General features: G+C 70.0%; 18 protein-coding genes. 11 read left to right on the forward strand and 7 right to left on the reverse strand.

Translation table 11 applies throughout. The features are described 5' to 3' along the window. Nucleotides 1-22: 22 nt before the first annotated feature. Entirely contained in the window at nucleotides 23-943 is a 921-nt protein-coding gene (locus OERS_RS01850) for a hypothetical protein (protein ID WP_068623927.1), read from the reverse strand. Between the two features lie 708 nt (nucleotides 944-1,651). Between OERS_RS01850 and OERS_RS01855 the strand changes: the two genes are divergently transcribed. The 4 genes from OERS_RS01855 to OERS_RS01870 all read left to right on the forward strand — a co-directional run bounded on the left by OERS_RS01855 (nucleotide 1,652) and on the right by OERS_RS01870 (nucleotide 7,756). Then, complete coding sequence (locus OERS_RS01855) at nucleotides 1,652-2,203, forward strand: hypothetical protein (protein WP_068623929.1); 552 nt, start codon at nucleotides 1,652-1,654, stop codon at nucleotides 2,201-2,203. A gap of 92 nt (nucleotides 2,204-2,295) precedes the next feature. Next, nucleotides 2,296-6,846, forward strand: a complete 4,551-nt coding sequence (locus OERS_RS01860) for a DNA polymerase III subunit alpha (RefSeq protein WP_068623931.1) — start codon at nucleotides 2,296-2,298, stop codon at nucleotides 6,844-6,846. A gap of 17 nt (nucleotides 6,847-6,863) precedes the next feature. Further along, a complete protein-coding gene (locus OERS_RS01865) occupies nucleotides 6,864-7,481 on the forward strand; it encodes an exonuclease domain-containing protein (protein ID WP_169834166.1) in 618 nt (205 codons plus the stop codon). Next, nucleotides 7,478-7,756 (forward strand): hypothetical protein, encoded by a 279-nt coding sequence (locus OERS_RS01870; protein ID WP_068623936.1) that lies wholly within the window; start codon nucleotides 7,478-7,480, stop codon nucleotides 7,754-7,756. The genes OERS_RS01865 and OERS_RS01870 overlap by 4 nt, the downstream gene beginning before the upstream one ends. Before the next feature lie 9 nt (nucleotides 7,757-7,765). Here OERS_RS01870 and OERS_RS01875 read toward each other — a convergent pair whose 3' ends face one another. After that, entirely contained in the window at nucleotides 7,766-8,374 is a 609-nt protein-coding gene (locus tag OERS_RS01875; protein ID WP_169834167.1) for a PASTA domain-containing protein, read from the reverse strand. A 184-nt stretch (nucleotides 8,375-8,558) separates the two neighbouring features. Between OERS_RS01875 and OERS_RS01880 the strand changes: the two genes are divergently transcribed. The 6 genes from OERS_RS01880 to OERS_RS01905 all read left to right on the forward strand — a co-directional run bounded on the left by OERS_RS01880 (nucleotide 8,559) and on the right by OERS_RS01905 (nucleotide 14,702). Then, entirely contained in the window at nucleotides 8,559-9,050 is a 492-nt protein-coding gene (locus OERS_RS01880) for a single-stranded DNA-binding protein (protein WP_068623939.1), read from the forward strand. A 363-nt stretch (nucleotides 9,051-9,413) separates the two neighbouring features. After that, nucleotides 9,414-10,136, forward strand: a complete 723-nt coding sequence (locus tag OERS_RS20910; protein WP_139107627.1) for a hypothetical protein — start codon at nucleotides 9,414-9,416, stop codon at nucleotides 10,134-10,136. Next, nucleotides 10,133-10,588: an HNH endonuclease gene (locus tag OERS_RS01890; protein ID WP_139107628.1), complete on the forward strand. Its 456-nt coding sequence runs from the start codon at nucleotides 10,133-10,135 to the stop codon at nucleotides 10,586-10,588. The genes OERS_RS20910 and OERS_RS01890 overlap by 4 nt, the downstream gene beginning before the upstream one ends. 27 nt (nucleotides 10,589-10,615) lie before the next feature. After that, nucleotides 10,616-12,937 carry a M15 family metallopeptidase gene (locus OERS_RS21905; RefSeq protein WP_248948293.1) on the forward strand — a complete coding sequence of 774 codons (2,322 nt, stop codon included), beginning with the start codon at nucleotides 10,616-10,618 and terminating at the stop codon, nucleotides 12,935-12,937. A 19-nt stretch (nucleotides 12,938-12,956) separates the two neighbouring features. Continuing rightward, entirely contained in the window at nucleotides 12,957-13,763 is an 807-nt protein-coding gene (locus OERS_RS01900; protein WP_068623947.1) for a hypothetical protein, read from the forward strand. A gap of 210 nt (nucleotides 13,764-13,973) precedes the next feature. Beyond that, a complete protein-coding gene (locus OERS_RS01905) occupies nucleotides 13,974-14,702 on the forward strand; it encodes a hypothetical protein (protein ID WP_068623949.1) in 729 nt (242 codons plus the stop codon). A 199-nt stretch (nucleotides 14,703-14,901) separates the two neighbouring features. Here OERS_RS01905 and OERS_RS01910 read toward each other — a convergent pair whose 3' ends face one another. The 5 genes from OERS_RS01910 to OERS_RS01930 form a co-directional block, all read right to left on the reverse strand. Then, nucleotides 14,902-15,792 carry a hypothetical protein gene (locus OERS_RS01910; protein ID WP_068623951.1) on the reverse strand — a complete coding sequence of 297 codons (891 nt, stop codon included), beginning with the start codon at nucleotides 15,790-15,792 and terminating at the stop codon, nucleotides 14,902-14,904. An 11-nt stretch (nucleotides 15,793-15,803) separates the two neighbouring features. Next, a complete protein-coding gene (locus tag OERS_RS01915; RefSeq protein WP_139107629.1) occupies nucleotides 15,804-18,737 on the reverse strand; it encodes a hypothetical protein in 2,934 nt (977 codons plus the stop codon). Further along, a complete protein-coding gene (locus OERS_RS01920) occupies nucleotides 18,734-19,348 on the reverse strand; it encodes a hypothetical protein (RefSeq protein ID WP_068623955.1) in 615 nt (204 codons plus the stop codon). The genes OERS_RS01915 and OERS_RS01920 overlap by 4 nt, the downstream gene beginning before the upstream one ends. A 111-nt stretch (nucleotides 19,349-19,459) precedes the next feature. Beyond that, nucleotides 19,460-19,747 (reverse strand): hypothetical protein, encoded by a 288-nt coding sequence (locus OERS_RS01925; RefSeq protein ID WP_068623957.1) that lies wholly within the window; start codon nucleotides 19,745-19,747, stop codon nucleotides 19,460-19,462. A 134-nt stretch (nucleotides 19,748-19,881) separates the two neighbouring features. Continuing rightward, a complete protein-coding gene (locus OERS_RS01930; RefSeq protein ID WP_068623959.1) occupies nucleotides 19,882-20,310 on the reverse strand; it encodes a hypothetical protein in 429 nt (142 codons plus the stop codon). 94 nt (nucleotides 20,311-20,404) lie between these two features. Here OERS_RS01930 and OERS_RS01935 point away from each other — a divergent pair, with 94 nt between their 5' ends. Beyond that, a complete protein-coding gene (locus tag OERS_RS01935; RefSeq protein WP_068623961.1) occupies nucleotides 20,405-21,001 on the forward strand; it encodes a hypothetical protein in 597 nt (198 codons plus the stop codon). Nucleotides 21,002-21,089: the final 88 nt, after the last annotated feature.

Raw genomic sequence — 21,089 nt, forward strand, 5'->3', positions numbered from 1 at the left:
CGGCGGCGTGGTGGTGCTCGACTCAGCTGCTGCGCACTTCGCCCAGGCGTGCGGTGAACATGTCGACGAAGGCCGCGGCCCCGTCGGTGCTCTCGGCCTCGATCTCCTGGAGGGTGGCCGAGAGCGACTGCGCGCCGGCTTCCAGGCGTTCGTGATCCTGGTCGATGGTGTGGATCTCGAAGGAGTCCACGGGGCTCGAGGAGCGGATCTCGTCGTGCACGGTCAGGAAGACCCCGACCAGACGCCGGGGCATGACTGCGGCCAGGACCATGCACAGCTCGGTCAGGACCTGGCGGCGGTGCTCGTCGGTCTGGGAGGTGTCCGGGTCGAAGAGCTCGTCGATCATCTCGATCGCCTCGCGGGTGGTCACGCAGATCCCGGCGTCCTCGGCGGCGGCGCTGACGTCCAGCGCGAGGGTCTCGATGTTGACGACGCGGTCGGTGAACTCGCCGAGGTCGATCTTGTCGAGCACCTCGTCGTCGTCCCCGCCCAGCCAGGCGCCCACGCGCTCTTGGACCGCGGGGTCTTCGATGTCGAGCCCGTACAGCGACAGGACGTCCACCCAGGTGCCCTGGTCGGGGTCGTAGAGCCCGCTGGTGATCGCGACCAGGGCGATGCGGGTGGCGATGTGCTCGTTCTCCTCGGTGAAGGTGACGTCGAGCCCTTCGGTGGGGACCTGGTGTGGTGCGGTCGCCGATTCGGGCATCCAGAGCAGCGGGTGCCACATCATGGCGGGGTTCATCTCCTGCCACCGCATGCCGGGGCCGCGGCCCTCCCAGTCGGGCAGCGGCACAGCGCAGCAGGTGCTCACGATGAGGTCTGAGGGCTCCAGGCCGGTGTCGAGGGAGAACTGGACGGCTCGGGCGACCAGTTCGTGCGGCGAGTCGATCCCGAGCAGTCCCTGTCCTTCCTCGGTCAGGTACTGGCGGCGGCGTGTGGACATGGTGGCGGGGCTCCCTTGTGCGGAGGGGCTGGGGTGGTCTCCGCTCCCCTGCCTCTATGCGCAGAATCGGCACCTTGGTGACGGGGGTGGGGACGTCGACGCGGGCTCCACCCGAGCAGGATGCTGACAGTCGCGCGAGGCGCTGTCGCCATCTTGGGCAGGCCTCCGCGACGGGCGCGATCTCTACTTTCGGCGCATCGGTGACCTACCGCTCTGTACGGACATCGACGTCCCAGCTCGGTTTCGCACGTCGAGGGCCTGGCCTCTACCCCCAAACGGCCTTCGGGTGCCCCAACTAGTCCGACTATGCCCGGAAAGCACCACTCCAGAACTCCTCCCGGCCCGAGGTCGAGTGGATTGATATAAGCGCAGGTCAGAGCCCTATAATCATATAACTCATGAGAATCACGTCGAGAGATAGATACACCTACTAGGGCTATAGGCATCAACCCCATCTCCCTTGTAGGGGAAGTTGATACCTCCCTCTCTCTATGGTGGTCCTACAGGCGCCGGAGTAGCTGGATTCCAGGAGTTTCGCGCTCTGACCTGCACAAACACCGATCCGAGGCCGTGATTGTGCCCGGAGTCGCAGGAGCGAGCCCGGGAGCCACGGCCCCGAAACCTGCCCTGACCTGCGCAAACGCTCACCACCCCATCGGAGCCGCCTGACAACCCCGCCCGAGCCGGGTTCTGCGCATAGGTCCGGGCATGGCAAACCCCTCCAAGGCCAAGGGCGACCAGGCCGAGCGCGACGCCCTCGCGTACCTGCTCGACATCTGCGACGGCGACCCGCACCTGCGCCTGAACCCGATGCGTCAGCTCGGTGCCGGACGGCGTGACGACATCGGAGACCTCGCGGTCCTGGACGACACCGTCGTCCAGGTCAAGGCCTGCAACCCCCGGACCCTGGTGCGCTCTGTGCGCTCCGCCGCCGAGGGGGCCCTCGCCCAGCAGGCCAACGCCCTGACCCCCTACGCGGTCGGCATGACGAAGTTCCCCGGCGCGCGCACCCCCACCGTGCGTTGGATCGCCTCGACCTACCAGTGGCCCGCCGAGCTTGACCCCGACGCCGGCGTGCGCGAGTTCGGGACCGCGGTCGCCTCCGCCCTGGTCTACGTCCGCGACGACACGAGCCCCGCCCCGCGCACCCACCGGGTCGCCCGGATCTCCGGACGAGGCCTGCCCCCGATGTTCGTGGCCCCGTTCGAGGCCTGGCTCGACGCACGCCGCGCAGCCCTGATCCCGTCAACAGTCCCGTAGCGCCAACGGGGCGCTGAGCAGGGGCAAGACGCATAGGGACGGGCATGTCGATGAATGAGCAGCCGAGCGGCGAGAGCCTTGACGACTGGGACATGTCCGCCGATCTGCCCACCGGGTCCACGACCCACGTCGCCACCGACGCTGCTGACTTCGCTGCCGACTTCGCAGCGCCCCTCGACACGCCCGCTCACGAGCCTGCCCCCGAGGCGAGTACCGAGTCGAGCACCGAGCCCACCGCGGACCTGAGCGCCGACGTCGCCGAGCCCGCAGCCCTCGACGCCGCCGCCCCGGCCCCCGAACCTGAGCTCGCTCCGGCCGGCCGCGGATTCGTGCACCTGCACCTGCATTCCGAGTACAGCCCCCTGGACGGGCTCGGCCAGCTCCCCGACGTCGTGGCGGCTGCCGCGGCCGACGGCAACCCCGCGGTGGCCTCCACCGACCACGGGACGCTCTCGGGTGCGTGGAAGCTCGACACCCTGGCCCGCCAGCACGACATCAAGCCGATCATCGGCGTCGAGGCGTACCTGGCGTTCGGCTCGCGCCTGGCCCGTGAGACCGGCGAGGTGGACCCCGACGACGAGGACAACGAGGACGTCACCAGCGAGGGCGAGGGCGAGGACCGCCGCAAAACCAAGCGCGCTCGGCAGTACATGCACCTGACGCTGCTCGCGGCCACGCCCACCGGCTGGTCGAACCTGGTCCGGATCGTCAACGAGTCCCAGTCCTCCGCGTCGTTCTGGTCCAAGCCCCGCATCGACTACGACCTGCTCGCGGCGAACGCCGAAGGCATCATCGTGCTCACCGGGTGCCTGGGCGGGCCCCTGGCCTACCACCTGAACCGGGCCACGCTCATGGACTCCCGCGCCGAGGCTGCGCGCGACCAGGTCGAGGCCAGGTCCCAGCGTGAGCAGGCCGCGGCGATGCGCGAGAAGGCCCGCTGGCACCTCGACCAGATCATCGACGCCGTCGGCTCGCAGAACGTCTACATCGAGGTCATGGATCACGGCATCCCCGCCCAGGCCCGCGTCACCACCGAGCTGCGCAAGATCTCCGAGGAGTCCGGCATCGCGCTGGTCGCCACGAACGACGCCCACTTCGTGCACGCCGACCAGGGGCGTGCGCACGAGGCGTGGCTCGCGGTCTCCTCCAAGAAGACCCTGAGCGACCCCAAGCGCTTCCACTTCCACGGCCACGGCCACCACATGCGCACCGAGGCCGAGATGCGGGCCCTGTTCGACGGCGCCGACTGGTGGCAGGAGGCGTGCGACAACACGCTCGTCATCGCCGAGCGCTGCGCTGCGCGGGTCCTGCCCGAGCCCAAGATCCGGCTGCCGAAGTTCCCCACCCCAGCCGGGTTCGAGGACTCCACGGCGTACATGAAGCACCTGGTCACCCAGGGCGCGATCCGCCGCTACGCCCCCGAAGGTACCCCGGCCGACGCCGGGTCCTCGGTGCTCGACGCGGAGGTCCGGGCACGCCTGAACCACGAGTTCGAGGTCATCAAGGGCCTGGGGTTCGTCGACTACTTCCTGATCGTGTGGGACGTCATCGAGTGGGCCCGCACCCAGGGCATCCGGGTCGGCGTCGGGCGCGGCTCGGCCGCAGGCTCGGTCGTCTCGTACTGCCTGGGCATCGTGGGTGTGGACCCGATCCGCCACGGCCTGCTCTTCGAGCGCTTCCTGGACTTCACGCGCGCCGAGCTCCCCGACATCGACACCGACTTCGAGAAGGGTCGCCGCGGCGAGGTGCTCGCGTACTTCGCCCAGCGCTGGGGCTCGGACTCCGTCGCCCAGCTCGGCACGTTCGGCATCGCCCGCACCAAGGCCGCGATCAAGGACGCCGCCCGGGTCCTGGACGCCACCACGCTCGGCAACCGCATCTCGTCGAAGGTCCCCAGCGCAGGCGGCAAGCCGCTGACGTTCGCAAGCCTGGACGACCCGAGCGAGGGTTCGGCCGCGGAGTACCGCAAGGTCCTGGCCGCAGCCGGCGCGGAGGGCGCCGAGATCATCGACCTGGCCCGCGACTTCGAGGGCACGACCCGCCAGCCGGGCCTGCACGCGTGCGGCGTGGTGCTCTCCGACGAGCCGTTGACGGCCCTGATCCCCACGCGCCGCAACCGCTCCAAGACCGCTGAGGTGGGCGCCCCGCGCATCACCGAGTGGGAGGGCTCGGACATCGAGGCGTACGGCCTGGTGAAGATGGACCTGCTGGGCCTGCGCACCCTGGACGTCATCTCGGCGTGCGTGGCGCTGGTGGCGCAGAACACCGGCGAGGTCGTCGACCCTGATGCCCTGGACCCCGACTCCCCCAGCCACCCGGAGCGTTCGCACCGGGCCTGGCAGATCCTCCAGGCCGGGCGCACCGCCGGGGTGTTCCAGCTCGACTCCTCGGGCATGACCCGGCTGTGCGAGCAGGTCTCCCCCGACTCGATCGACGACCTGTCCGCGCTGGTGGCACTCTTTCGGCCCGGCCCCCTGTCGGCCGGGATGCACGAGCGATACGCGGAGCGTAAGAACGGGCGCGAGCAGGTGTCCTACGACTACCTGACGACGAACCCGGACGAGGTCGCGGTCATCGGCCAGGTGCTCGACCAGACGTTCGCCACGGTCGTGTTCCAGGAGCAGCTCATGCAGCTCGGCGAGGTCGTAGCAGGGTTCGACGCCGCCGAGCGCAACCGCCTGCGCAAGGCTGTCTCGAAGAAGAAGGCCGACGAGGTCGCGGCCGTGCGCGGGCTTTTCATGGCCGGGGGCGTGCTCGACCACCACAAGGACGGCACGGCCAAGGTCGCGTTCTCCATCCCCACCCTCGAACAGCTCTGGAAGACGTTCGAGGGCTCGGCTGCCTACCTCTTCAACAAGAGCCACTCGGCTGCCTACGCGCAGGTCGCGTACGTCACCGCGTACCTGAAGGCGAACTGGCCGCACGAGTACGCGGCGGCGCTGCTGTCCGTGACCGAGGACGACGACAAGCGGTTCGTGACGCTCGTCGACCTCGCCGCGGAGGGCCTGACGGTCCTGCCCCCGGACGTGAACCTCGGGCAGGTCTCGACGTCCTCGGACGGCACCTCGGTGCGCCTGGGACTCAGCGAGGTCAAGGGCGCTGGCGAGGACACGGCCAAGATCGTCGCGGCCCGGGACCTGGGCGGACCGTTCACGTCGCTGGTCGACATGATGGAGCGCTCACAGGTCAGCGTGACGCTCGTCGAGGCGCTCATCGAGGCTGGCGCGTGCGACACGTTCGGGCCCCGCCTGGGCCTGATGATGATCTCGCGCTCGTTCCGGTCCACGCCCGCGGCCAAGCCGGGTGCAGCACCGCGCCCCGCCGCCGCCGTCCACCACCTGCCGGTCCCGAACGCCCACTGGGGTGTGGCTCAGCGCGCCGCTCGCCAGCGCGCGACCCTGGGCTGTGTCCTGGGCCCGCCCCCGCTGGTCACGTTGAGCTCGCAGCTGCGGTCGGTGACGGTGACCGGCTCGCGCGGCGAGTCGGGACGTCCTACGCCACTGCACCGGGTCCGCCTCCAGGGCGACGGGACGCGCGCGGACACGATCGCGATGATCTCGGCCTGGGCGCCGCGGACCTACGCCGGCGGGCGGATGGTGTCCCTGACTCTGGAGGGCTCCTCCTGCACCATGAAGGGCGTCGCGTTCGACTCGACGTGCGCGAACATCGTGCGCGAGTTCGGCGACGCCGACCCGCAGGTGGGCGACATCGTCGCGGTCAACGCGAAGGTGAACGTCTCCGAGCGCGAGTACGAGCGCACCGACGAGTCGGGTGAGACCTCGATGGTCGTCGAGACGAGCACAGAACTGATGGTCAACCGCCTGTACCCGCTCGACATCCAGGACCCCACGACGGTGGACCTGGCCCCGGTGGATGCTGGCGTCCTGGACTCGCTCGCGGTCCGCGACGACCTGTTCGCCGCTCCGGCCCCGGCTCCGGTCGCCGTCGAGGGCGAGGACCTCCTGGACCAGGGCACGACCACGGGCACCCAGCCCGCGCCTGCCCCCGACGCTGCGCCGGTCGTCGAGCCCGTCGTCGAGCCTGCCCCGACTCCGGCGCCTGCGGCCGTCCGCGACGACTTCGGGTTCGACGATTTCGGGCCCGACCCGCTGGAGGCCATGGCGTTCGCCGACACGTTCGACCCTGAGGCCGACCGGGCCCGGCGCCTGGCGGACCTGTCGCTGAGCGCGGCCACGACCGTCCAGGCGTCCACGCCGGTGGCCCCCGTGGCTCGCGGCGTGCTCCCGGTCCTCGCGATCCACGTCTCGAAGGACTCCTCGTCGTTCGACCTGGAGCTCGTGGGCGGGGACGTGTCGCGCACCGTCAAGGGGCTGCTGGTGTCTCACCCCAACCTCAGGAAGCCGCCCGCGGGCTGGCGCGAGCAGCCCTCGACCTGGATGGTGCGCACGCCCCAGGACGGCGCGCCGGTCGCGGTGGTGCTCGTCATGGCCCCGGCCCAGTACGCAACGCACCAGGTCACGGGGGACTTTTCTGGCATCAGCCCCCACGTCGACAGGCAGCAGGTTGCCCCGGCGCCCGGTGTCCCCACCGACAACGGGTGGCACCCGCTGAGCGACCAGCTCGATAGCACGACCCCGCAACGCCCCCAGGCCCCCAGGTCCATGACCGAGGTGGCGCCGTGAACCAAGGAGACGAGAGCTTGAGCGCTCAACAGATCAGGCCGCTGACCCACGTGTGGATCGACCTGGAGACCACGGGACTGGACCCGCGCGAGGACGAGATCGTCGAGATCGGCGTGGTCGGCACCGACCGTGAGCTCAACGAGCTGTTCGCCGCCTCGTGGCTGCTGGCCCCCACCGCCCACGGCTTCGAGCGGATGATGTCGAACGAGGTGGTCGCCCAGATGCACGAGCACAGCGGCCTGCTCGCCGACCTGCGCGCCCTGGACGCCGGCGCACCCCAGCTCGACGACGTGCTCGCCGAGATACTGGCCATGGCCGACCTGCACGGCGCGGTCCACGGCAAGACGATCCTGTCCGGCTCGGGCGTCGCCGAGTTCGACCGCCCGATGCTGACGGCCCGCGCGCCCCAGTTCGTCTCCGCTCTGCACCACCGCTCCCACGACATCGGCATCCTGCGCCGCATCTGGGAGCAGGCCACGGGCGAGTTCCTGGTGACCACGTCCTTCGGCAAGCCGCACCGGTCCCTGGACGACGCGCGGGACCACCTGGCTGAGGCGCGCGTCTTCCGCTCGCTGTTCGCCCTGGTGCATGCCTCGGGTCTGGACCAAGTTGTCCTCGGTCAGGTGGCGTCGTGACCGAGCCTTCGCGCCCACCAGGTTCGTCCTCGCGCATCGCGGTCGCCGCCCGCATCGTCAACGCGTACCAGGATGACGACATCGACGACCTGGAGAGCTACATCGAGCAGATCCCGATCGCTCAGGTGCTGGCCGGGCTCGTCGAGCTCGCCTCCCACCTGAGCGAGATGGCGTGCGCCGGGCGCACCGACGGGTCCACGCCCGAGGACATCCTGGATGTGCTCGTCAAGGCCGTCGAGGAGCATGACAACCCGGCCAGCCCCACGACGACCTAGGCCCAGAGGCTACGGGCGCGCGCACTCGGCGAGGAAGGGTCCGCCCTCACCCGCGGTGACGTAGACCCCGGTCCAGTCTTCCGACAGGACGGAGGCGACCGCGTTGCAGATCCCGGTGGCCTCCTCGGCGTTCTCGACCTTGTCGTACAGGGTCGTCACGACGGTGATCCGCGGGTAGTCCCGGTCGGAGAAGCTCTCGATCGCGGACCAATGGGAGTCCTCGGGCCACCCGTAGTTGGAGGCGAACGCTGCCTCGACGCTGGCCGCGCCGACCTGCTCGGGGGCTGGCGCCGGGGCGCTTTCCGCCGCCTCGGGCTCCTTGCCCTGGGAGACCGCTGCGCAGGTGACGGTCAGGTCGACCGTGGTGCCGGCCTCCACGCGCGAGTCCGCGGCCGGCGACTGGTCCGAGACGGTGCACGACTGGTCCTCGCCCGACTGCACGCTGGGCTGGCTGACCTGCACCGCCAGGTCCTTCGCGGTGAGCGTCGTCGTGGCGTCCTGGACGGCCATGCCCCGCAGGGAGGGCACCCGGACCTCGTCGTCGGATGAGCCGGAGCACGCCCCGAGGAACGTGACGGCGGCGATGAGGGCAAGGGCTCTGGGAGCGAGATGGCGCATGGGGTCGATCATGCCGGTCCGGCGCCGGGCCAAGGCCCGGGCAGCGGGTGAAACCTCAGCGGCGAGACCTGGCCCGCTGTTCTGCGCATAGGTACCTGTGAGGCCCGAGCCAGGGCTTCACCCCGCACGGTTCGTCCGTACGGCACACCGAGGCCCCGCAGTGGGCGCAACGAAAGGCATCCCCATGAACCACGTCACGTTCGTCGGCAACCTGACCCGTGACCCCGAGGTCGTGTTCTCGCCCTCCGGTCTGGCCCGCGCGAAGGTCTCGATCGCGCTCGACCTCCCGCCCACCCGCGACGGCGAGAAGGAGCGCGACCCCGAGTTCCGCAACATCACCGTCTTCGGCAAGCAGGGCGAGAACGTCGGGGAGTCCCTCTCCAAGGGCGACCGCATCGTGGTCGTGGCCCGCTCGGAGACCTACAAGGTCGCCGTCCAGGTCGACGGTGAGGACAAGACGGTCGTCGCGACGAGCTACGTCGCCCAGCACATCGGCCCCGAGCTGCGGTTCTCCACGGCCAAGCCCGTGCGCAACCGCAAGGCCGGTCACAGCAACGGCAACGGGTCCTCGAACGGCACCTCGAACGCTGCGGCCCCGGCCGCGCGCCAGCAGGCTGCTGCGCCTGCCGCCACGGCTGCTCCGGCGGCGGCTGCGGACGGTTCGGACGACTTCTAGGGGTCGCCCATCGTCGGGCCGGTGCCCTGTCCCGCATGCCACCGGCCCGGCACCCAGCGAAGCCCATCTCCTGCTCCACCAGGGGGTGGGCTTCGCTGGCACACCGCGTGTTCGACCATCGGAAAGGGCTAGGCGATGTCGCTCAAGGAGCCGCACGACGTGCGCACCACATCGGACGTGTGGGGTGCGTTCGACGACGACGCGACGTCCCGACGACCCCGACGAACCAGGTCTGGCGGGTCCGGCCCCGGCAGCACGAAGGGACCTGGACTGTGCACCCCGGTCCCCGTCTCCCCGCTGTTGCGCACCCGGTGGCAGACGCTGCGTTGGCGCACCGGGGCGCGGTGGTCGAAGGTGACGGCGATGGTGCTCGTGCTGAGCCTGGGGGCTGGCTTCGCGTCCGCCGCCGCGGGCCTGTGGGCTCCAACTCAGGTCTGGGCCCACGTCACCGGGGGCGAGCCCGTCTCCACGATCTCCCCGGAGCAGGCCCTGAAGAACCGGCGCCTGGCCGAGGGGGTCGCTGCCCGCGAGATGGCCATCGCCAAGGAGAACCTGCGGGTCGCCCAGGAGGCCGCGCAGGAGCGCCTGGCCGAGCAGGCTCGTGTCGCCGAAGAGGCACGCGTGGCGGAGGAGGCTCGGGTGGCTGAAGAGGCCCGCGTCGCCGAGGAAGCTCGGGTCGCCGAGGAGGAGCGCCTGCGCCTGGAGGCTGAGGAGCTCGAACGTCAGCGCCAGGCCAACACGGGGACCTCACCCCAGACCGGCACCGGTACGGGCACCACGCCGTCCCAGCCCAAGACGAACCCGGCCCCCGCTCCGAACCCCGCTCCGGCGCCTGCTCCGGCACCGCCGAAGACGACCTCGACCTCGACGTCGGTCTCCTGTGCCTCAGACGCCTCGGTCACGTTCTCGGCGTCCGGCGGTGGCACGGTCTCCATCTCGGTCAGCGGGTCGGCCTCGGGGTCGCGCTCGGGCAGCGGGTCGACGTCCGTGACGGTCTCGGTTCCGGCTGGTGGCCGGGTCTCGGCGACCGCGTCGGCGACCGGGTCGATCGCGATCTCCTCCTCGTGGTCGGGCTCGTGCTCGTGAGCGCGCTCGAAGACCTGCCGGGCCGGGTGCTCGCGTTCGCGGACGCCCAGCCTGGCCTGGTCGCCGTCGTGGTGCTGGTGCTCGTCGTCGCGGTCGTGGGGCCGCTGCTGCGTCCGAGCCCCTCGCGAGGTGACTGCGACCCTCAGCGACTGTTCACCCCTGCCCAGCGCCATGAGGGGTTCGCTCGCGCGCAGGGCCGGTGCGAGCACGTCGGCTCGTTCGGGCTGCGCTGCTCGGCGCGCCCCACGCACGGCGACCACGTCTACCCGTGGTCCCGCGGGGGTGCGACCGCCATGGACAACTTCGCCGCGCTCTGCCAGCTACATAATGCGCGAAAGGGCGCGAAGGCCCCGTCGGCGTTCTACATGTGGCGCCTGGCGCGTCGCCGTCGCCGCTACTTCCCGCCGGGGGTCCCCACTCGCGTCGAGTGGCGCATCGGCCTGAGCCGCTGAGCGGACATTCTCCGCATGGATGCAGGCATGAGCGATGGTCACGAGGAGCGGGTGGACGGTGAGGGCGCGGACAACGCTGCGCCCGCACCGGGTGAGGTGGCGTCCCCGAACACCGAGCGCTCCCCCGCCAATCCTGCCCCCGCGGTGAACCCTGCCCTGGCAGGACTTCAGGCCCGGCCTCCGGCGCGCGCACGCGACCTGCTGGGCGGCGCCCAGGGCACCAACGAGACCCCTGCCCCGGGCGCGCCGAGCGACGGCCAGGGCCCCGCTCCCCGCCAGAGCCTGCTGGGGCGTCTGGGGGGCTCGAAGGTGCCCGCTGCGGGGGCCGGGGCGACGAGCGCTGCCGCGGGCGCGGCCCAGGCGGGCGGTGGTGCCGCGAAGGCTGCCGGTGCCGGGGCCACTGCTGGTGGGGCCGGGAAGGCTGCGGCGTCCGCGAAGGGCGACCCGCTGATGACCGCCGCCCAGCTCGGTGCGAGCAAGCTCAGCTCGGCGACCGGTGGGCGGGTCTCCCAAGAGAACGCCGACGTCGCTGCTGGGGCGCTGGGGACCGCCGCGCACGCCGCCGCCGGGAACGTGGCCGGGGCCGTCCTGACCGGTGCCAAGACGATCGCGAAGGACCCCCGGGCCAAGCGGATCGCGGTGGCGGCCGCCACGCTGATCCTGCTGATGCTGTTCATGCTGCTGGCCCCGATGACGATCGGCCAGGCGAACAACTCGACGTCGAACGAGTCGATCCACACGAACGCCGCGGTGGCCGCTGAGGCCAGTGGCATGGCGGTCGAGGCCTCCGACATCCTGCGCGCGAGCACACAGGGCACCTCCGTGCCGTGGCCGGTCCTGGCCGCGGTCTACCTGACATTCACCCCTGACGAGCTCACCCCGGCGACCGAGGACCAGTCACCCACCCCGCCGCCCGACGGCCTGTTCCGTCTCGGCGTGGACGAGGCCCGGGCCGCAGAGGCGGGCATCGACCCGAGCGACCTGTCCGACACCGCGGCATGGGTCGTGCAGGTCATGGAGGACCGACCCGAGGGCGAGCTGCCGTTCGAGGGCGTGGACCTCCTGGCGGGCTCCTCGCTGGTCGTGGACCCCGAGACCGGCGATGCCACCAGCACCTACGACACCGACCCGGACCTGGACGAGGCCGCGCAGGAGTCGCGGGCCGCGTGGCTGCCCGCGCTGGCGCGCCTGCCGATGGCCACCCCCGTCGACGAGCAGAAGGCCGGGCTCGTGTACGACCTGGCGGTCAAGCTCGCGGGCGGGATCGAGACCCAGTGCACCCCGACGAACACGATCGTCCCCGTCGATACGGCCACCGAGCCAGCCGACGGCGAGCCCGACGACGCAGCGACCGGCTCCACCGGTTCGGGCCTGGCCGACGCGGACGCCAAGGCCAAGCAGGACGCGGAGAACGGCGCGGGCGCCCCGGTCACGATCGCCCCGGGAACTGTCCCGGTCGTGGAGGGCTTCGACGCCGAGCAGGTGACCAACGCGCTGGAGATCATCGCGGTCGCCGACGAGATGTCCGTGCCCGACCAGGGCATCATCATCGCGTTCATGGCCGGGATGGTGGAGTCCGGGATGCGCGACCTGGACCACGGGCACTCCTCCTCCCTGGGGATCTTCCAGCTGCTGTCGATGCACGGCACCGCCGAGCAGCGCATGGACACGGCGTTCAGCGCCCGGTGGTTCTTCAACGTCCTGCTCTCCCACGAAGGGTGGGAGGCCAAGCCCCTGGGCGAGGCGGCAGCCGACGTCGAGCGCCCGGCCGCGCAGTACCGCGACCGGTACGCCATGTACGAGGACCAGGCCCGGATGCTCGCAGCGGCGCTGGGCCGCGGCTCCTACATCGCCAACCCGGACGCCGCCTGCCCGCCCGCCGGCGGCGACTTCGCCACGGGCACCCCGGGCAGCCCGGACGGGCTCCTCAACGGTGGCGCGTGGGGAGGGCACAGCAACGGGATGATCCCCGCCACGGCGCTCTCCTCGATCCCGTGGGCGCCCAACCAGATGCTCCGCTCGGACGCGACCACGGCCCTGGTGGCGATGAACGCCGCGTACCGGGCCGAGTTCGGCAAGGACATCTCCATCACCGACGCGTACCGCACGTACGCCTCCCAGGTCCGGCTCAAGGCCCTGAAGGGTCACATGGCTGCCACGCCGGGCAAGTCGAACCACGGCTGGGGTCTGGCCCTGGACCTGGGCGGTGGCATCAACAGCTGGAGCACCCCGCAGCACGCGTGGATGAAGGCGCACGCACCCTCGTTCGGGTGGGTCAACCCGAACTGGGCGCAGCCAGGAGCAGGGAAGGAGGAGCCGTGGCACTGGGAGTTCGTCGGGGTGTCCTGAGAATCGAACGGAGGCAGTCATGAACCGCAAGCTGATGGTGGTCCTGGGCTTCGTGGCAGCCGTGGGGGTGGTGGCCATGGTGCTGCTCGCCATCAACCTGACCGGCCCGAACAGGCCGCAGGCCGAGCCGCCGCCCTCCCCGAGCGTGACGGTCACCCTCGACCCGCCGGAGACGGACGGGCCGACGCCCGACGCGTCCACGCCCGGGGGCCTCACCGAGGCCGACCTGGCGCGCCTGCATGACTTCCATGAGCGCCGGGTGGAGGGGGCGCAGATGGTCGAGCTCATCGACGTCGACTCCACGTCGCACCTGCTGCCGGCCGCCGAGGTGCTTATGCGCCAGGACCTGGTCGCCGAGCACGGCTGGAGCGTGGAGGACATCATGGGCGACGACGGTGCGTTCCGCGTCGCCTCGACCTACGTCGCTGCCCGCCACTCCCAGTCCTACGTCGACGGCGGGCTGGCCACGATGACCACGGCCCGATCCCTGGCGACCGGCGAGCTCGCCGCGACCCTGGACGCGTACGTCGCCGAGATCTCCGAGATAGGGCCCAACGTCGGCCAGGTCTCGCTCGGGGAGATCCTGACCGCCAACATGACCCTGGTCTACGCCGCGCGCGGCCTGGACGAGTTCGGGCCCACCGACCACGACCACGCGGTCCTGTTCGTGAACTACCACGTCGACACGAACCTCAACTTCCCCGACCAGGAGTTCACGGACCTGGTTACCGTCGAGCGCACGAGCGAGGGCTGGAAGGTCTCGGGGAACCCGCAGCTGGACCTGGGCAACGTCCACGACGGCGCCGCCGAGGCGATCGGGGACTGAAGTCGGACTCACAACACCCGCTCCACCTGGCGATTCGCGCTAGCACTCCGTGAAAGACAAGTGGGGAACGGCACACCCGTACCTCTTCCAGATGCCGATTCGCACAGAATGTCTTGCTCTCGCCACGGGCAGCTTGCCCACGGCTCACGTGTCGAGCCTCGATCGAGGCCGATCCTGTCAGTCATCGAATGCTCACAGATCTGAGGAACAATGAAGTTTACGAAGCTCACCGGTGTCGCTCTCGTTGCGGCCCTTGCGTTCACCGGTGTCCAGTCGGCCTCGGCCGCACCTGAGGCTAGCCAAGGCCTTTCCGCGGACGACCGCGCCCAACTGACGACCTTCCTTACCGACGGAGGCGTGACCGCTGAGACGACGGCGACACTGCTCAAGAAGCTGGAAGATGGCCAAATGTGGGACTCCCTGGCCGGTGGGACGGTCGTCTCGACAGACTCCTCCGAGTCGGCAACGGCGTACGACACTGTGACCACCTACGCTGACGGTTCGATCTCCGTGACCTCGCTGGAGAAGGGCGTGCCGGCCGCAACGGGTGCCATCACCCCGTTCGCCGTGAGCGGATGCACAACGAAGAATACGGGCACCCTGCGCACGAGCAGGAACTGCACCGCGTCCGAAAGGCGTGGCGTTGTCAACATGAGCTTCAAGGTCGGATACGACCAGCGCTTCTCGGCAAGTGACCTTGCGTACGTCACGGGCGCTTCGCTTCTCGCGCCGACCAACGCCTCGGTCACCACCATCGGCGGCACCTACAGCATCCGGAACTTCGGCCGGACCAAGACCACGGCGTCGGCAGGGTCGCCCGCAACAGCGCGTCTGACGGTCGACTTCCAATGCGTTGGGGGATGGTGCGCCAATACGACTTGGATGCAGGTCAACGTGCCGATCAACACCTACACGCTGGCATACACCACGCACAACTAGGATAGGGACATGGACTTCTCTTTGCTCTTGGTAGGTTGCCTGCTGGTTGCTGCCGTCGCGGTTGTGGCGTTGGTCGTGTGGCTCGCGAAGCGAGCCGCCAACCAGCGATAGAAGTAGCGCGTGATGGGCTGACTCCTGCCTTGCACGAGTCAGCCCATCACGCCGTCACTACGCCGAGGTCGGCCACTCCTGAGGCGTTCTAGCCGTCGTGCTGGTCGCGCGGGCGGGCACCGTCGGCCGTCGGGATGTACCCGGCCGAGACGGTCGGTGCAGGCTTGGCACCGAGCAGCCAGTCCCACTTCGCCCGCCGCTCGCTCTTGCGCTCCAGGGCAGCCTTCGCAGCCTTGTCCCGGCGCTCCTGGGCCTTCACCTGCTCGGCCTCGCGGAACGCCTTACGCAGGCGCGGCTTGAGGTAGTGCCGCATGTTCTTGTACGAGTCGAAGGGCTCGTCGGGCACCGGCTGGACGAACTCCAGGTCGTACTCCTGGACGAGCCCTCGCAGCATGATGTCGCGCCCCTGCGCGGCCCGCTCGTGCATGACCTTGTCGTACTGCCCGTTCGACATGTCGTAGGCGTCGCGATCGGGCATCTTCAGCAGCTCGGACAGCCCCCAGGTGGCCAGCGCCTCGCTGTCGTAGTCGTCGAGCAGCTGGCCGACGGTCATCTTCTGGTCGGGGGCGATCCACAGCTCGTACTCGCGGACCTTGGCCAGCGCCTGAGGGTCGAGCAGGCTCGCGTCGTACGCCATCCGCCCTGCGCGCATCGCCGGGGCGTAGAGCTCCACCGGCGGCACCCGCGGGGGCGGGGTGTCCTTCATCAGGCCCACCGAGGCGAAGTCGATGTGCTCGGAGTACGCCTCGGCCAGCCCGTCCAGGTCGGTGACCCGGGTGGCGCGCATGTCGACCGTCGCCCAGAAGTCGTAGATCTGCTCGGCGGAGTACGGAAGCGGGGCGTTGTTCTCGTCGTGCCCCAGGTTGTGCCGGCGCACGCTCGTGGACACAGGCAGGGTCGAGAGCCCGCCCTGCGCCTCGGAGATCGCCTTGGGCCCGAAGCGCCCGTCGCCGCTGCGCGGCTGGTTTCCGTAGTACATGGCTGCTCCTCCTAGATCCACTTCTTGGCGGCGTCGCGGCTGGCCTCACGCCGCTCGTCGTTGACGATCTTGGTCTTCAGGGCCTCGGCCTCACGGGACTGCTTGTCCGTCATCGGCCCGGCGCCAGGTCCAGCCACGGCGGTGCGTGCCTGCTCCTGGGCCCGGTCGTCGAGCCCGGGCGTGCGGTCGGACACGGCCCGGTTGTGCATCGTGTAGACCGCCGACATGTACTCCTCGCGCGAGGCCGGGTTGATGCCCGCGCTGACGCGTCCGCGAGCCGAGCGGGCGGTACGAGCCACCGCTCCCCCGCGCACCCCGCGCACGACCGCCGCACCGGCCAGGATGGGCGCTGCCACACCGCCGGTCGCTGCGATCAGCGCTGCCAAGCCGGCGACCTTCAGGCCCAGGCGGGCGGTGCGCGCCGGGTCACGGCGGACGCCGTCCATCGTGTCCTGCACCTTGGCCAGCGCCTTGCCCTTGTCCAGGGCCTGCTGGCGCGAGGCCCAGTCGCGCGACATCAGCCGCGGCGCGGACGCACCCTCAGGGCGTGCGCCCTTCCAGCCGTTCGCCTCGGCGATCTTGTCGTTGCGCAGGGCGCGGTCGGTCTTGATCTGGCGGCGGATCTCCTTGGTCTGGGAGAGCCCGGCGCGATCGGCCTCGCGGCGCTCCTCAGCGGGCAGGGCCATGCGGTCGCGCTGTGCTTCGCGCACGTCGTGACCGGTGACCACGCCCAGGTCCCCCAGGGCCCCCAGGGCCGCGCTGCGACGCCCCTTGGCCATGTCGATGTCGGCCTGGGACCCGCCGAACTTCCCGCGGCGTGCACCCGGTGCCCCCGCAGCGCCACCACTAGCCGCACCGAGGGGGTTCGCACCTACACCGTCCGAACGCCCACGGCCAGAGCCTGCGTGCGCACCGGAGCCATACCCCCTACCCCCGGCGGCACGCCCTGCCATGGCCTTGGCCCCTGTGCGCGCCCGATCCCCGGCGCCCGAGAGGCGGGAGGCCACCACGCCGCCGACGCCGCCAGCGGCAGCACCGAACGCCAGGGCCGAGCCGAGCTTGAACGGCGAGGGGGCACCGGCGGACTTGAAGACCATGGCGATGACCCCCATCGCGATCAGCGGTGCCACGCCCGTCCAGATGACCCCCATCAGGGAGCTCGAACCCATCATCGAGACGCCCGCGTTGACGATGACGTCGGTCATCAGGGTCAGGATCGCGAGCAGCAGAGAGGCACCGGCGACGAAGATCGTGGTGCCCAGGATCGAGCGCACGTACTTGGCGACCTTCGCGTCGTCGGCCTTGCCGACCCACAGGGACATGACCATGACGAACGCGAGCCCGAGCATCATCACGACCTGGGCGATCTTGCCGATCATCAGCGCCAGGGAGACCAAGCCGAAGCTGAGCAGGACGCCCGCCCCGGAGATGACGTACGCGAAGGAGGCGACCATGCCCGAACCGACGTAGCGGCCCTGGAGGGTCAGGAGGTAGTCGCGCACGTCGGCGGTGTCGTTGCCCGAGGTCGCTTCAGCGATCTGGTTGCCGTTCTCGTACTCCAGCGCCGAGCTGTTCGAGTCGAAGCCGGGGTCGGACCACCAGGTCGCGCACATCTCGGGGTTGATCGCCCCGCCCTTCTTGCCGGGGTCCCCGTCGCGCTTGGTCTGGGACCAGTTCGCGTCGACATCCCACGAGGTGGCCTTGGTGCCGTCCATGGCCGAGAGACCTTCCTTCTTCAGGTGGCAGGCGCCCCAGGCGATGAGCGTGTTGTCTGTCTCGACGTTCCCGGTCGGGTTGAACGCGATCGACTTCTGGTTCTGACCAGCCTTCCCATTCGTACCCTCAGAGAACACCCCGGTCTGCGGGCCCGCCCCGATCTGGGAGTTGAGTTCGAGCTGGTGGCAGTACACGTACTGGCCGTAGTCGTTGCTCGCGCCATACTGGCTCTTGGCCCAGGACTGGAGGCCGGAGTTGACCCACATCTGGGAGATGACCAGCGGCGTCGAGGAGGAGTTGGACGACGTCGTGGACTTGGCCCGCGCATTGAGGGCTGAGACGTAGTCCGCGCAGGTGACGTGCGTGGTGTCGCCGCTGAGCGGGTTCGTGTACTTCGGCACGACGATCGCCCGGGTCGGGCCGTCGGCGATGAGTGCGACGGTGTTGTTGGCGGTCGTGATGAACCACCCGGGCGAGAACAAACCTGGCTTGAAGCCGTCCGGACTTGCGGTGGACTGAGTGGCCCCGGTGATCATGACACCTAGCACGCCGAGGGTGACCAGGGACTTGAGCAGCTTGCCGACGGACCGGCCGCCGCTGGTCGCCCCGCGCACAAGCGTGGCGACGATGGAGGCGACGATGATGACCCCCACGACGGAGGCCTCCCCGTTGCCAACTAGGGCGTCACCGACAGTGGCGAACTGCTGGTCGATCGTGAACCCGGCCGACTGGAGGAGGTCGAATCCGACGGCGTCGTCCGAGACGTTCGCGGCGAGCTGCCACTCGAAAGTCCCGATGGACGAGAGCAGGGACTGCACGCCGTCGCGCTGCACCTTCTGCATCGCGTCGTCCCAGACCTTGGAGCCCAGGCGGTGGTGGAAGATCGTCGTGGCATCCGCCCACCGGTTCAGGGGCAGGCACGAGGAGTCGCCGATGTCGGAGCCCGAGCTGCCCAGGCACAGGTCCCGGTTGCTGGCCTGCGAGAGGCCCTGGGCCAGGCTCGCCGAGCTGGTGCCGGTGCTGGCCGCGGCGCTCACCCTCGTCGCCGCGGTGGTGCTCGTCGCGGTGCTCGTGGCGGGCAGCGTGCTGGCCTGAGCGGCCGAAGCCAGGACGGAGACCGCGAGCATCAACGCCAGGGCGCTGAGCACCGTCCACACGACGCGCGTGATCCACGGGGCGGCGTCCAAGGTCCGGTCACGTCCTGCGGTGCCGGTGGCGGGGGAAGTCATGAGGTGGTCGCTCCTCGGGTGAGCATGTCGGCGATGTCGTCGGTCACGCCGGTGCCGGCGCTGCGGCTCACGGTGCGTGCGGCCGACGCGTGGAGGGCTCCGCGTCGGGCCTGGCGGGCGGTGATGAGCGGGATGAACGCGGTGGGGTCGACCTCGCGCACTTCGGTGCGGCGGCGGGTCAGACCGAAGGACTCGTCGATGTCGAGTCCTCCCTGGGCGTCGCGGGCCATCAGCGGCACCGAGCTGGACATGACCTTCACCCGCAGGGCGAGGGCCGGGTCGATCGGGTAGCCGCACAGCACGAACGTGCCGGGGCTGTACGCGTTGCGGTCACGCAGCGACTGGTAGTGCTTGCGCTTGAGGCCCGTCGAGGAGTGGCCCAGGATCAGCCAGATCCCCAGTGCCTCCCCCACGAGGAACGCCGCGAGACCGGCGGTCGGGTTGATGAGCCCACCGAAGATCAAGGCGAGGGTCAGGCCGGGGATCAGGCCCCACAGGGCAGCCCACAGCGCGGGGTAGGAGACCTCGAAGGACGCGATGACGGTCGTGCGGTCCTTCTGGGCTTCTGCCCCCGTCAGGTCGGTCAGTGCTCGAAGCGCTGCGTACGCCACCTCACCTCACCCCTTTCGTCTCGTGTGCCCGCCCCGGGTTTCCAGGGCGGGCCGGATGCTCCGACATCGGGACCTGCGGGTGCAGATCTCCTCAGGTGACCCGAAGGCCACCTACATGCCGGAGAACAGTCCGATCACGAAGTTGACGATGAAGCTCGCGAACTTCAGCACGAGCGGGATGACGACGTTGGGGATGATGATGAGCGCGGAGATGGCAAGCATCCAGCCGAGCTCCTTCGGGTTCCCCGAGCCCTTGCGCTTGGCGATGATGAACTTCGCCACGGCGTACGCGGCGACGGCGGTTCCCAGGACGGCGAGGATGCCGGCCAGCCCGGGGACGGCGCCGGATAGCGCGGCCCACAGCTTGGCCCAACCTGCCGCGAAATCGACCTTGGTCATGTTTCTGCTCCGTGTGTGTCGGGTCCGATGTCGGGATCTGTCCCCCTTGCCCTGCACCTATGCGCAGAATTGCGGGTGACCTTTCACCTAGGTGTTGACGGGGGCGCATTCCTTCGGTCACCAGGCACGGGCCCTCACGAGGCGATTAGCGCGTCCGCGGCTTGCCGGGCCCGCTCCCGCCCGGACTCGTCCAGGTCCCACCCGCCGCTGGCGGCAGCACGCACCACGGGGTTCGGGTCACGAGCACCTCGGGCGGCCGCCCCGGCGTGGAAGGACGCGGCCGCGGCGTGGCGCACCACGACCGGCTGGGTGCGGGGGTCCGCGAGCTCGACGACGACGTCGTACGGGACGTGCGCGGAGGCCAGCACGTCGACACGAACCGCGGGGTCAGGGTGGCGCGCCTGGGCACGCAGCTCGTCGTCGGTGGCGAGGGCTGCATCGACGTTGCCCACGTCGTCGGCAGGGCTCAGGGCGCTCAGACCGCCGGGCGTCTCGGCGACGGGCTTGGCTGCGAACTTGCCGTCTCCAGCCCGCGGGTGGGCAAGGTCATCGAATCCGTTCATAACCGCTCGTTGACGGGAAGTTCACCTCTCGGACAAAGGTCCCCACTGCTAGCGTTGTCGGACCGCCTGCCACCAACCAGCAAGGGGCTCCTGAATGACCCGCAAGACCCATGCCTTCGCGACCACGACCTTGACCGTGTTGACGTTCCTCACGGTCACTGCGTGCACCTCACCGAAAGAGGGTGAGGGGGTCGGCGGCGGTGAGGTCGAGAAGACCACGACCCGGCCCGACGACGAAGTCGCTGAGTCCCGGGCTAGGTTCGATGAGATGGTTGTGGATGCCGAAGCCACTTTCGCAAGCTGGGACGAGGCAGATGCGATCTTGAGCACCAAGGCCACTGAGGTGCAGTCGTTCTGCGACGCGAACTGGCAGGACACGGGCGACATCGCCTCCGGCTTCACCGACGCCCAGGCGTGCTTCGACTGGCGCATTCGGCCCTACTTCCCCTTCGGTAGCGTGGTCTACAGGTACGACGAGTTCGCCGTTGCGCAGGAGGAGGTCGCCGAGCAGCGAGAACGGTTTGTCGAGCTCTCCGAGGCCGCCACGCTCCCGGCTGACGCTGATGGCATCAGCGAGCGGACAAGCAAGATCGCCGTGATCCAGGGCGCTGTCTTTCTCCAAGTTGAGGCCACTGGCCCCGCGGTCGACATGGTCCTCAACCCGCCAAAGACCTGGGACGACCTCGGCTGACCGGCCCAACCCGGCGTCCGGCTCCTCTAGCCTTCACGCGGGTCAGCGCCGTTGCTCCGCATCGCGCGCACCACACAACCTCACCCCT

The organism is Oerskovia enterophila, assembly GCF_001692445.1.
GTDB lineage: Bacteria > Actinomycetota > Actinomycetes > Actinomycetales > Cellulomonadaceae > Oerskovia > Oerskovia enterophila.